Annotated in this window: 9 protein-coding genes and 1 pseudogene; all 10 read left to right on the top strand. The window is 63.0% G+C overall.

Annotation, left to right across the window (positions count from 1 at the left end; all coding sequences use genetic code 11):
- The first annotated feature begins 435 nt into the window (after positions 1 to 435).
- The 10 genes and pseudogenes from SO140_RS19385 to SO140_RS19340 all read left to right on the top strand — a co-directional run bounded on the left by SO140_RS19385 (position 436) and on the right by SO140_RS19340 (position 10,953).
- The gene (locus tag SO140_RS19385) at positions 436 to 1,875 is read left to right on the top strand and encodes an amidase (RefSeq protein ID WP_498542947.1); all 1,440 of its coding nucleotides are present in this window, start codon (positions 436 to 438) and stop codon (positions 1,873 to 1,875) included.
- Entirely contained in the window at positions 1,872 to 3,293 is a 1,422-nt protein-coding gene (gene atzF, locus SO140_RS19380; protein ID WP_449378293.1) for an allophanate hydrolase, read from the top strand. Before SO140_RS19385 ends, atzF begins: the two co-directional genes overlap by 4 nt.
- A 20-nt stretch (positions 3,294 to 3,313) precedes the next feature.
- Positions 3,314 to 4,285, top strand: coding sequence for an ABC transporter substrate-binding protein (locus SO140_RS19375; protein ID WP_449378395.1), 972 nt, complete (start codon positions 3,314 to 3,316; stop codon positions 4,283 to 4,285).
- 15 nt (positions 4,286 to 4,300) lie between these two features.
- Complete coding sequence (locus SO140_RS19370) at positions 4,301 to 5,098, top strand: ABC transporter ATP-binding protein (protein WP_449378292.1); 798 nt, start codon at positions 4,301 to 4,303, stop codon at positions 5,096 to 5,098.
- Between the two features lie 4 nt (positions 5,099 to 5,102).
- Positions 5,103 to 5,921, top strand: coding sequence for an ABC transporter permease (locus SO140_RS19365; protein WP_498539852.1), 819 nt, complete (start codon positions 5,103 to 5,105; stop codon positions 5,919 to 5,921).
- Between the two features lie 451 nt (positions 5,922 to 6,372).
- Positions 6,373 to 6,675 carry a DUF485 domain-containing protein gene (locus tag SO140_RS19360; RefSeq protein WP_449378290.1) on the top strand — a complete coding sequence of 101 codons (303 nt, stop codon included), beginning with the start codon at positions 6,373 to 6,375 and terminating at the stop codon, positions 6,673 to 6,675.
- The gene (locus tag SO140_RS19355) at positions 6,672 to 8,363 is read left to right on the top strand and encodes a cation acetate symporter (RefSeq protein ID WP_449378289.1); all 1,692 of its coding nucleotides are present in this window, start codon (positions 6,672 to 6,674) and stop codon (positions 8,361 to 8,363) included. Before SO140_RS19360 ends, SO140_RS19355 begins: the two co-directional genes overlap by 4 nt.
- Positions 8,364 to 8,476: 113 nt before the next feature.
- A pseudogene (locus tag SO140_RS19350) lies at positions 8,477 to 8,749 on the top strand (cyclic nucleotide-binding domain-containing protein); the annotation flags it as partial.
- A gap of 195 nt (positions 8,750 to 8,944) precedes the next feature.
- Positions 8,945 to 10,279, top strand: a complete 1,335-nt coding sequence (locus SO140_RS19345; protein WP_498542950.1) for a putative nucleotidyltransferase substrate binding domain-containing protein — start codon at positions 8,945 to 8,947, stop codon at positions 10,277 to 10,279.
- A 2-nt stretch (positions 10,280 to 10,281) separates the two neighbouring features.
- Positions 10,282 to 10,953: a 3'-5' exonuclease gene (locus tag SO140_RS19340; RefSeq protein ID WP_498542946.1), complete on the top strand. Its 672-nt coding sequence runs from the start codon at positions 10,282 to 10,284 to the stop codon at positions 10,951 to 10,953.
- Positions 10,954 to 10,979: the final 26 nt, after the last annotated feature.

The raw sequence follows: 10,979 nt of genomic DNA, 5'->3' as shown, positions 1-10,979 counted from the left end.
TGCGACGTCGCTGCTTCATGTCCACACTCCATCTCTGCTAAAAGATTAGAGTGTTGCACCGACCGGTTGAGTCCACCCCCGAAAGCGCCAGGGCGGATTAACCAGCAAGATCACGCTCTCCTGGATGGCAATGGTCTGCCCTTACGACTCGCGCCAAACCCCGGCTAGGCCCGCGACAATCGGTTGGCGGACCAACTCCGGTCTCCCGATCCGGCCGTGGCCGACTGCGTGCTGTCAGTCCATCTAGTCAGACTCTGCTGACGCCGTGCGATCGGAGAGATTTTCATTCCTGCGGCACCGGGCCCCGCGCTTAAATTCTTCCTTCTTGATGAGCGGAGCATTCACCCGCAATTAATTGCTGCTGCCCGTCGGTCCAAGCGCTTAGCCATCGTTCACTCGGAAAGAGATTTTTTCCGGAAGAACGAGGTCCTGCTGATGTCCGCGCAGAATGCTCCCTTGGCGAGGTCGGTATTGCCACCAGCCAAGGCCGATGAGATTGCCCTTCTCCCCGCGATCGAGCTCGTCCGGCACTACCAGACAAAAGCACTTTCACCGGTCGAGGTGACTCGGGCCGTGCTCGATCGCATCGAGCGTCTCGAGCCTTTCGTCAATGCGTTCGCATTGCTCGATGCCGATAGAGCGCTCGAAGCGGCCCGGCAGTCGGAAGCGCGATGGAAGCGCGGCGGGCCGCTTGGCCTCGTCGACGGCGTGCCCGTTGCGCTCAAGGATCTGATCCTCGCCAAGGGCTGGCCGACGTTGCGCGGCAGCCGAGCCATTGATGCGGCGCAGGACTGGAACGAAGATTCGCCCGCGACAGCCAGGCTGCGCGAGCAAGGCGCCGTCCTGCTCGGCAAGACCACGACGTCGGAATTCGGCTGGAAGGGCCTCGGCGACAGCCCGCTGACCGGCATCACGCGCAATCCCTGGAATCTCGCCCACACGCCGGGCGGCAGCAGCGGAGGCTCGGCGGCGGCGGCGGCGCTGAACTTCGGGCCGTTGCATGTCGCGACTGACGGCGGTGGTTCGACCCGGCTGCCGGCGGCGCATAGCGGCGTGTTCGGGTTCAAACCGACATTCGGCCGCGTCCCCGTCTATCCGCCCTCGCAGAACGGCACCCTGTTTCACGTCACGCCGATGACGCGCCGGGTCGACGACGCGGCCCTGCTGCTCGATGCAATCGCGCGTCCGGACGGACGCGACTGGAACGCGCTGCCGTCGCAGGAGATTCCCTGGCAGGCGGATCTCGATCGCGGCGTCAAGGGCTTGCGCGTCGCGTTCAGCCCGGGGCTCGGCTACGCTCAGGTCGATCCGGAGGTCGCGAAAATCGGCGCCGCGGCGGCCAAGACCTTTGCCGAGCTCGGCGCGGTCGTCGAAGAGGTCGACCCCAAAATCGAAGACCCCTTCGATATCTTCCAAACCTTCTGGTTCGCCGGCGCCGCGAAGCTGCTGGCCTCGTTCGATCCCGCCCGCCGCGCGTTGGTCGAGCAAGGCTTGCAAGACGTTGCCGAAAAGGGCCGGAGCATCGATGTCATCAGCTACCTGCAGGCTGTCGACCGGCGCGAAGCGCTCGGCCGGCACTTCAACCGCTTCCATCAGGACTGGGACCTGCTGCTCACGCCGACGACCGCGCATCCCGCTTCGGTCATTGGCGCATCGGAGGCCGATCTCGTGGTTCGGCCGATCCGTTCGCCCTTCACCTATCCGTTCAACCTGACGCAACAGCCGGCGGCTTCGATCCCGGCGGGATTGACTGCCGCGGGATTGCCGGTGGGCTTGCAGATCATCGGTGCGAAATTCGCTGATACCACCGTCCTGCGCGCCGCGCGTGCGTTCGAGCAGGCGAAGCCGTTTCCGCGTCCGCAGGATCCTTCATGAGTAGACCAACGCAAATGCTCGATCTCACGCTCCCGCAATTGACCGCCGCCTATGCGAGCGGCACGCTCAAGCCGTCGGGCGTCGTCGAACGCATCCTGGACGAAATCGCGCGCCGCGGCGAGGATGGCGTCTGGATCAGCGTCGTCGGGCGCGAGGACGCGCTCGCGCGGGCGAGGCAGCTAGAGGCGCTGCCGGCGCAGCAACGCGAGGCTCTTCCGCTCTGGGGCATTCCCTTCAGTGTCAAGGACTGCATCGACACGGTCGGTCTGCCGACCACGTCGGCATGCCCGGCGTTTTCCTATGCGCCGGCAAGGAACAACCCGGCGGTGGGGCGCCTGCTCGCCGCAGGCGCGATCCTGATCGGCAAGACCAATATGGACCAGTTCGCGACCGGGCTCGTGGGCGTGCGATCGCCTTATGGCGTGGCGCGCAATCCATTCGATGCTCGCTACATTCCCGGCGGCTCGAGCTCGGGGGCGGCGGTGTCGGTCGCCGCGGGGCTCGTCAGCTTCGCGCTCGCCAACGATACCGGCGGGTCGGGCCGCGTGCCGGCCGCATTCAACAATGTCGTCGGATTGAAGCCGACCCGGGGCCTGCTCAGCGAAGTCGGTGTCGTCGCGGCCTGCCGCTCGATCGAGACGCTCTCGATTTTCGCATTGACGGTGCCGGACGCCCAGGCCGCGTTCGACGTTGCGCGCGCCCATGACGAGGAGGATCCGTTCTCCCGGACCGGATCGCTGACGGAAGCACGTCCGCTGCCAGCCAAGTTCAGCTTCGGCGTCCCCTCCCCGCAATGGCTCGACTTCTTTGGCGATCTGGATGCGGCCGCGCTGTTCGACAAGGCGGTCGCGCGGCTGCAAGGCCTTGGCGGGCGCAAGGTGGAGATCGACTACGCGCCCTTCGCGGAGATCAACGATCTCCTGTTCAAGGGCGCATGGCTCGCGGACCGTTACGGAGCGCTTCGCCATTTCGCCGACAAGCAGCCCGAGGCGCTGCTTCCGGTCACCCGCGAGATCCTGTTCGGGGGCCGCGGCATCTCGGGCGGCGACGTCTTCGCGGCCCAGCAGCGGCTCAACATTCTCAAGCGGCAGGTCGACAAGCTCTGGAACGAGATCGATATCCTCGCCGTCCCCACCACCGGCACGATCTACCGGATCGACGAGGTCGAAGCTGATCCGATCGTCCTCAATGCCAGGCTCGGGACCTACACGAACTTCGTCAATCTCGCCGATCTCTCGGCGGTTGCGGTTCCCAGCGGCTTCCTGCCGAACGGCCTGCCGCAGGGCCTGTCGCTGATTGCCCCGGCCTTCGCCGATCATCGTGCAGCCTCCCTGGCGCAGCGCTTCCACGAAGCCGGCCAACTCCCGCTCGGCGCGCGCGGTGTGCGGCCGGCTGCGAATCCAAACCATCGTTATTGACACAAGGAGACCGTATCGTGATGTCCATTGCCGCCTCATTCCGGCCGGGCAGGCTCGCAGCCGCCGCAATCGCCGCCGTGATGTCGCTTACCTCCGCATCATCGCACGCTGAAGACATTACGATCGGCGAAGGCATTGCGCTCGGCTGGGGCCAGTTCTTCGTCGCCGATCACGACAAGACCTGGCAGAAGCAGGGACTGACGCCAAAGGTTTCGACCTTCGCCAGCGGAAGGCTGGTGCTGGACGCGCTGGTCGGCGGCGGCGTAGTGATCGGCACAGCGGCCGAGACGCCGGTCGTCTTCGCAGCCCTGAACGGGCTGCCGGTTCGGATCATCGGCACCTTGAACCGGCATGAACCGTTCGATCTCGTCGCGATCAAGGACATCAAGACCGCGAAGGACGTCAAGGGCCGGCGTATCGGCTATTCGCAGGGCACGAACGCGCATCTCTATCTGTCGAAGCTGCTCAAGCAGGAGGGCCTCGCCTGGTCGGACATCACCGCCGTCAGCCTCAATCCCGGCGACTTCGTCAGCAGCCTCGCCGGCGGCGCGATCGACGGCTTCATCTGGACCGAGCCGCATCTATCGCAGGCCGTCGCGCAAGGCACCGACAAGTTCCACATCATCCGTTCGGAAGGGCTCTACAACACCTACTCCTCGATCATCACCCTGCAATCGACCATCGACAGCAAGGCCGATCTGCTCGTGAAGGCGCTGAAGGCATTGATCGAGGCGGACGACACCATCAGGAAGGATCCCGATGCCGCGGCAACACTGACCGCAGAGCGGATCAAGCTCGATCCCGCGATCGCAAAATCCTTCTGGAAACGGACCAATTTCAATCTCGCGCTGGACAAGCCTGCGCTGGTGTCCCTGCTGCAAGAGCAGGCGAAATGGGCCGTGGACAACAAGCTGGTGCGTCCGGATGCGAAGATTCCCGACTTCAACACCGTGGTGGTGACGTCGCTGTACGATCGGGCGCGCAGCGAATAGACCAGGCCGGCTGCAATGGACGCGAGGGTGGAGATCAAGCCGCATACCAACGCCGGTGTGCCGCTGATCAGGTGCATCGAGCTCGGTCATGTCTACGATTCCGGTCGCGGCAAGACCATCGCGCTCGGCAATATCTCGCTGACCATCGACCGCGGCGAATTCGTGTGCATTCTCGGACCGAGCGGATGCGGCAAAAGCACGCTTCTTAACATCCTCGCGGGCTTTGTCGCGCCCGCCCATGGCGACGTCCGGGTGGATGGCCACGCCATCGACGGCCCAAGCTCCGAACGCGGCGTGGTGTTTCAGGACTACTCCCTCTTTCCCTGGCTGACCGCGCAGGCCAACGTCGAGTTTGGCCTCCGCATGGCGGGCATGGCAGCGGCGAAGCGGAGCGACATTGCCCGACAATTGCTCAGCAGTGTCGGACTTCCCGACGCCGGCGCAAAATATCCCTTCGAGCTGTCGGGCGGGATGAAACAGCGCATCGCGATCGCACGGGCCCTCGCAACTCGCCCGTCCCTGTTGTTGATGGACGAACCCTTCGCGGCCCTCGATGCAATGACCCGCAGCTCGCTTCAGGCCAAATTGATCGATATCCACAGGCAGGAGCAGCCCACGATCGTGTTCGTGACCCACAATATCGCGGAGGCGCTGGTGCTCGCGACGCGCCTGATCGTGATGTCGCCGAATCCGGGACGGATCGTCGAGGACATCAAGGTCGACCTGCCACGTCCGCGCCGGCGTACGACACCGCGCTTCAACGAATTATACGAGCACGTGGCAAGATCAATCGGGCTGGAGACCGCCGAGTAACAGCATGACATTGCGCGTAAGCAGTCACACGCTCGCCGGCTTCATCGGCACACTCGCCTTCTTCGGCGCATGGGAGGCACTGAGCCGCAGCGGCCTCGTCAACGACGTTATGCTCCCGGCGCCAAGCACGATCGTGCAGTCCGGATGGACGCTGATCCTCGATGGCGAGCTGCCGCGGCATCTGGCCGCAAGCCTGTTGCGCGCGGCGATCGGGTTCGTCAGCGGATCGGTGCTCGCCGTCGCGCTTGGGGTGGCCATGGCTCGATTGCCGCTGCTGCACGGAACGCTCAATCCACTCGTGCAGATGTTCCGCGCCGTGCCGTCACTCGCCTTCGTGCCATTGGCGATCTTCTGGTTCGGCATCGGCGAGGCATCCAAGATCTTCCTGATCGCCTGGGGCGTCTTCTTCCCGGTATGGGTCAACACCTATATCGGCGTGCGCGATGCCAGCCCGCTGCTTGGGCGGGCGGCGGCCAGTCTTGGCGCGCGCGGCTGGCGCAATTTCGTGTTCGTCATCATTCCCGGCGCACTGCCGTTCATCATCGCTGGCCTCAGGATCAGCCTGTCCGTCGCACTGGTCGTTCTCGTCGCGGCCGAACTCGCCGGCGCCGCCTTCGGAGTCGGCTACCTTATCCAGATGTCGCAGCAGGTGTTCCGGGTCGACCACATGTTCGTAGGCCTGATCGCACTCGGCACGATGGGCGTGGCAGCCGATCTCTTGTTCGAGCGCACGGTGCGCTGGCTCCTGCCCTGGTACGGTGCCGAAAAGGCCGGGCACAGCGACGGACGAGCAGATCGATCCCCCGCCGCCAAGAAGCTCTGAGACGCCGTGTCGGATCGGCCGCGTCTCACGGGCAGACCTATGGTTTGGGTGACGATGGTTCGCACTGGTCCGTCCGGATGGCGCGAGAGGACTTCCGGCAGCCGTGATCCCGAGGGGGCGGCTGCTTCCTTGCGGAACGCGGGTTGATAGCAACCAATATTCACGATGCGGCCGCTGGCTCTGGCGGCAGATTGGCAAGTTCCGGCCGGACGATCCACTGCCGGCGCTCCCAACAAAAGCGGGCAAAAAATCCGAGATCTCGCGTCGGGCCGGCCACGTCTGAGCGAAAGTAGCCGCTCGGATCGATCCCGGCATTGCCCGGGGGACATCCCACTCGGATCAGCCGGATTTGATCTGGATCATGGAAGCCGGTCCGTCTGCAGGACACTCTAGTCAAGCCCTCGCCACGCAGGGGGCTGTCGCAACGGGAAGAACTCCAGGGATCATTGCTGTGAGCAAGCTCGCAAGGATTGAAAGCGATCCGAACTACCAGGAGCTCGTGCGTCGCCGTTCGTCGCTGGGCTGGACGTTGTCGCTGATCATGCTGGTCATCTATTTCGGCTTCATCCTGCTGGTAGCCTACGCTCCCAAGTTTCTGGGCGCTCCACTTGGTCACGGCGTGACGACGATCGGCATTCCAATCGGATTGTCCGTCATCGTGCTCGCCTTCGTGCTGACGGGCATCTACGTGCGGCAGGCGAATTCCAGCTACGACGTGCTCATTCGCAAGATTGTTGAGGAGAACCCCTCATGAGAAAGTTCTCCCTGTTGCTTGTACTCCTGCTCGCAAGCATGCCCACGCTCGCGCTTGCCGCTGGCGCCGTCGAGGGCGGCTCCAAGCAGGAGATCAACTGGTCGGCGATCGGTATGTTCGTCGGGTTCGTCGGCTTGACGCTCGTCATCACCTATTGGGCCGCAAAGCGGACCGCGTCGGCAGCAGATTTCTACTCGGCCGGCGGCGGCATTACGGGCTTCCAGAACGGGCTTGCGATCGCCGGCGACTACATGTCGGCGGCTTCCTTCCTCGGCATTTCCGGCCTCGTCTACACATCCGGCTACGACGGCTTGATCTACTCCGTCGGATGGCTCGTGGGTTGGCCGATCGTCACGTTTCTGATTGCCGAGCAGCTGCGCAATCTCGGCAAGTTCACTTTTGCCGACGTCACGTCGTTTCGGCTCGGGCAGACCGACATCCGGATCCTGGCGGCCTGCGGCTCGCTGGTGACCGTTGCGTTCTACCTGATCGCGCAGATGGTCGGGGCAGGCAAGCTGATCCAGCTGCTGTTCGGTCTCGACTACTGGATCGCGGTCGTCCTGGTCGGCGGCTTGATGATGATCTACGTGACCTTTGGTGGAATGAAGGCAACGACCTGGGTGCAGATCATCAAGGCGGTGCTGCTGCTCTCGGGCGCAACCTTCATGGCCGGAGCCGTCCTCTACAAGTTCGGGTTCAGTCCGGAAGCTCTGTTCGCCAAGGCAACCGAGGTGCATCCCAAGAAGCTCGCGATCATGGAGCCCGGCAGCCTGATTTCCAACCCGCTGTCGGCAATCTCGCTCGGCCTTGCGCTGATGTTCGGAACGGCGGGTCTACCGCATATCCTGATGCGCTTCTTCACGGTGAAGGATGCCCAGGCCGCGCGCAAATCGGTGTTCTATGCGACGGGCTTTATCGGCTACTTCTACATCCTGACCTTCATCATCGGCTTTGGCGCGATCACGCTGGTTTCGACCGATGCGATGTTCCTGGACGGGGCCATTCTTGAACGGACCAAGAGCGGAATCGCGGCGATCAAGGGCGGCTCCAACATGGCCGCGATCCATCTTGCGAACGCCGTCGGCGGCAACCTGTTCCTTGGGTTCATTTCGGCCGTCGCCTTTGCCACGATCCTGGCGGTGGTGTCGGGGTTAGCCCTGGCCGGGGCGTCATCCATCAGCCACGATCTCTACAGCATGGTCATCAAGGGCGGAAATGCCAACGAGCAGGACGAGATCCGCGTCTCGAAGATCGCGACATTGGTCCTCGGCGTGCTCGCGATCTTCCTCGGCATCGTGTTCGAGAACCAGAACGTCGCCTTCATGGTGGGCCTTGCCTTCGCCATCGCGGCCTCCTGCAACTTTCCCGTGCTCGTGATGTCGATCTTCTGGAGAGGCCTGACGACGCGGGGCGCGCTGATCGGCGGTTTCCTCGGTCTCATCAGCGCGGTCGTCGGCGTCGTTCTGTCGCCGGCCGTCTGGGAGGTGACGCTGGGCTTCGCCAAGGGATCTGCGCCGATCAAACTGGACAATCCGGCTCTGTTCTCGATGGCCATCGCATTTGCAGGCATCTGGCTTTTCTCCACTCTGGACCGCAGCAAGCGTGCCGCTATCGACCGTGACGGCTTTGATGCACAATATGTTCGGTCCCAGACTGGCATCGGAGCTGCCGCTGCCACGACGCACTGAACGAGGCCACAGGGCGGGCTCTTCGGCATCGGCCGGGTCACTGCACCGGCCGGTGCCGCGCTTCGAGGGTCAGTCGCCAGCGCCGGGATCGTCCGTGGCTTCGAGAGGCCGAAATGCCCAAGGCATTCGACATCAACAATCCACCGTTCGATCGTCTGACGCCGAACGAGGCCGAGACGTTACGAGGGGCGCTCGACATAGCGTACTTCCGTCCGGGCGAAGCAATCATCGCCGGGGACGCTCCCGCGGATGCCATCTATGTCGTCATCAAGGGCACGGTCGAGGAGCGGAGTGAAGCCGATCTGCTCGCGCTGCTTGGTCCAAAGGACACCTTCGATAGCCGCGCACTCGTTCACGACCAGAACGGTCACAAGTTTCTCGCCCGCGATGAAACGCTTTGCTACGTGATCCCCAGGAAAGTCGCCCTCAACCTGATCAAGGCCAATCCGCGATTTGCGGCATTCTTCTACCGCGAAATCTCGCAAAAGCTGGATGAGCTTGCCAACGACGAAGAGGCCAGGCGTTACGGCTCGCTGATGCATGCCAGGGTTGGCGAGCTATTCCTGCATCCTCCATCATTCGTGGCTGCGACCGACACGATTGAAGCCGCTGGTCACCTGATGCGCGAGATCAACAGCAACGCTCTGTTCGTACGCAATGGCGAGCGGATCGGCATTATCACGGGCATGAACCTGTCCAAAGCGGTGGTGTTGCGGCGTCTGCCTATCCAGACACCGGTGGGCGAGCTCGCGAACTTCGACATCGTGTCGATCCGCCCCGACGATTTCGTCTCCTCGGCTCTCCTGCTCATGACGAAGCACAACAAGCGGCGGCTCGCCGTGCACGACGGCGAACGGTTCGTCGGTATTCTCGAGGAAATCGATCTCCTGGGTTTCCTGGCAGGCAGTGCTCAGGTCGTCGCCGGTCGCATCGATCGAGGCTCCAGCCTGCAGGATCTCGCGGTTGCTGCAGGCGAGATCGAAGCACAAACGCGGGTGCTGCGGCGGCAAGGCGTCAAGGTCGAGGTCATCGCGGAGATCGTCTCGGACCTCAACCGGCGCCTGCTGTCTAGACTGTTCGAAATGGTCGCGCCGGCAGAGCTGCGGACCAGCGGTTGCCTGATCGTGATGGGTAGCGAGGGGCGTGGCGAGCAGACCATGCGCACTGACCAGGACAACGGTCTTATCCTCGATGGTCCAGTCGAGAGCAAATCCCTGGAGCATTTCCGCAACGAATTCTCCGGCGCGCTAGGAGGTTTCGGGTTTCCGCCTTGCCCCGGCAACATCATGGTGAGCAATCCGGCATGGTCGAAGCCGCTCACCGACTACCTGACGGATTTCCGTCGCTGGGTCGCGCTCCCCGACGAGGCCGCGCACATGAATGTAGCCATCGTGTATGATGCCCAGGCGATCGCCGGCAACGCGTCACTGCTGGATAGCGCCAAGTCGACGCTGATCGAGCTGATCCGGGGTGAACAGGCGTTCCTGGCCCACTTTGCGCGCGCAGTTGATGCCTTCGAAACGCCAATCGGTCTTTTCAACAACCTGATCACATCCGAGGGTAGCGGAGACGCGCTTGACCTGAAGAAAGGCGGAATCTTTCCCATCGTGCACGGCGTTCGCAGCCTGGCGCTCGAACAGGGCTTGCGCGAGACTTCCACCGACAAGCGAATCTCCCGGCTGTGTGACTTGGGAGTGTTGCGAGCAGATTTTGGACGCGACCTGAAACAGGCCTTCCGATTCTTGCTGATGCTCCGGCTCGACGGGCAGCTGGCCGCATCCGCCGGGACGTCGGGTACTCTGGTGAGACCTGCGCATTTGTCCAGCATGGAACGTCATCTGCTGCGGGACACGCTTCAGGTCGTGAAGCAGTTTCGAGAAATTGTTCGTCATCGTTTCAAGCTCGGTATGTTCTAAAGATGTTGCCACGCGCGATCAAACGGTTGCTTCACCAGGCGACCCTGAGCGATCAGTCGTATCGATTCATGTTCGATCGAGCTCCGGACGACGACTTTGTCGTCTTAGATTGCGAGACCACGGGTCTCAACGTGCGGACGGACGACATCGTCACCATTGCGGCCATCAGGATTCGCGGCAATCGGATTCTGACCAGCGAGCATTTCGAAGCCGTCGTCCACCCCGACAGGGAGATGGGAGCGGAAGCAATCAAGATCCACCGCTTGCGTCACTCCGATGTCGCGGCCGCGCCGATCGTCTGGAAGGTGCTGCCGAGCTTTCTCCGGTTCATCGGGGCGCGCCCCCTCATCGGCTACTACGTCGACTTCGACATCGCCATGCTGGACAAGTACATCCTTCCGTTGGTCGGGATCGAGCTGCCGAACGAGCGGATTGAAGTTTCACGGCTCTACTACGATCGCAAATACGGTGATGCGCCGCCCAACACGTCGATCGATCTCTCGTTCGCCGCGATCCTCCGCGACCTCCGTATTCCTCCTCTTGCACAGCACGATGCTTTCGACGACGCCTTGATGACTGCAATGATGTTCTTGCAGTTGCGCGACCTCGCCGAGCGCGGCGTACGGATCGAGCGCCAACGCACAAGCGCCGTTTTCAATCCGATCGGAGCGTAGCCAAGGCCCAGTGAGGCTTCCCGCTC

It is taken from the genome of Bradyrhizobium sp. UFLA05-108, assembly GCF_059803455.1.
The sequence above is the reverse complement of the archived record's forward strand: the minus strand, read 5'-3'. Positions and strand labels throughout refer to the sequence as shown.

Excerpts from the sequence above, each read along its gene's own strand:
- SO140_RS19385 (WP_498542947.1), top strand. The coding sequence starts at position 436 with ATGTCCGCGCAGAATGCTCCCTTGGCGAGGTCGGTATTGCCACCAGCC.
- atzF (WP_449378293.1), top strand. The coding sequence starts at position 1,872 with ATGAGTAGACCAACGCAAATGCTCGATCTCACGCTCCCGCAATTGACC.
- SO140_RS19375 (WP_449378395.1), top strand. The coding sequence starts at position 3,314 with ATGTCCATTGCCGCCTCATTCCGGCCGGGCAGGCTCGCAGCCGCCGCA.
- SO140_RS19370 (WP_449378292.1), top strand. The coding sequence starts at position 4,301 with ATGGACGCGAGGGTGGAGATCAAGCCGCATACCAACGCCGGTGTGCCG.
- SO140_RS19365 (WP_498539852.1), top strand. The coding sequence starts at position 5,103 with ATGACATTGCGCGTAAGCAGTCACACGCTCGCCGGCTTCATCGGCACA.
- SO140_RS19355 (WP_449378289.1), top strand. The coding sequence starts at position 6,672 with ATGAGAAAGTTCTCCCTGTTGCTTGTACTCCTGCTCGCAAGCATGCCC.
- SO140_RS19340 (WP_498542946.1), top strand. The coding sequence starts at position 10,282 with ATGTTGCCACGCGCGATCAAACGGTTGCTTCACCAGGCGACCCTGAGC.